The sequence below is a fragment of the Halomonas sp. 141 genome (genome assembly GCF_002810305.1).
Lineage (GTDB): Bacteria > Pseudomonadota > Gammaproteobacteria > Pseudomonadales > Halomonadaceae > Vreelandella > Vreelandella stevensii.
On record NZ_PINZ01000122.1, the window covers coordinates 1 to 917 of the forward strand.

Genomic DNA, 917 nt, shown 5'->3' on the forward strand with positions numbered 1-917 from the left:
TGGCTCATGCCTGCACACCTGTAAGCGTGAATCTGGTATCGTTGGGTCTGGGTCAGCTGTCGGTATGCCATGCTCTGTTTCACTTTGGTCGGTAAAGCAGAGAGAGTACCGGCGCTGGCCCTCCTGCTTCTACCTTGAGATCCAAAGTGCTGCGGTTATTCTATGAATCTAGGAGTCAAAGAGCAGGCCTTATGCGATGGATAGCAAAGTTCGTGGGGATTCCTCAGCATTTAACCCCAGTCTTTAGGGTTCATCCAATTTTTCATTATTTTCTTGCTGAGCGCATTGTGTTGGCAAAGGCGAATTTCAGCGGCTCACAAGTGAAATCTACGGGCTTTACGTTGCAGACATGTGGCAACCACCCTGCGCGCCGCTCATGGCTCAACATAGACCTTGGTCTAACATCCCGGCTCATTTATAATGCACCGCAGCACATCCCCTTTTCCGTGCGATTGCAGGAGTCATCCATGCCCGCAGAAGCGTTACCTCAGGCCTCCAGCGCTGCCTTTCATCTGCAACGCAGCCTGCGCCATTGCCTTTCCCGTGCTGCCGAGCTGCTTTATGAAAGCGGCCATGTCCTTGAAACCATCACCTTGCCCCAACGGGGCTTGTCCCGTCATGAGCTGAACACGCTGCGCCAGCAGCAAACCGGCTGGGCCATGTGCCAACAGGTATTGGAAGAGAGCGGTGCCGCGACGTACAACAGCTATGGCCGTTGGGTGCTGACGGGCATGGGCCGCGAGCTGATGTTCGATATGTTTGGTCAAGGCGCCGCCGACTGCGCTTGAAGCCAAGCGAATGACGCGCTTGGACAAACAAGCGGCTTGAGCCAACTTGAAGGTGGGAAATGGGATGGACCCGTCCCTCTGTGCCAAGATGAAGAAGCACTTCATCTAACGTGCGCAGGGCACTGACGG

The 917-nt window shown here is 54.9% G+C and carries 1 protein-coding gene; it reads left to right on the forward strand.

Translation table 11 applies throughout. The features are described 5' to 3' along the window. Window positions 1–467 precede the first annotated feature (467 nt). Window positions 468–788 (forward strand): hypothetical protein, encoded by a 321-nt coding sequence (locus CWI66_RS17625; RefSeq protein WP_081138647.1) that lies wholly within the window; start codon window positions 468–470, stop codon window positions 786–788. The last annotated feature ends 129 nt before the right edge of the window (window positions 789–917 follow it).

Coding starts and splice junctions, on each gene's coding strand:
- CWI66_RS17625 (WP_081138647.1), top strand. CDS start 468: ATGCCCGCAGAAGCGTTACCTCAGGCCTCCAGCGCTGCCTTTCATCTG.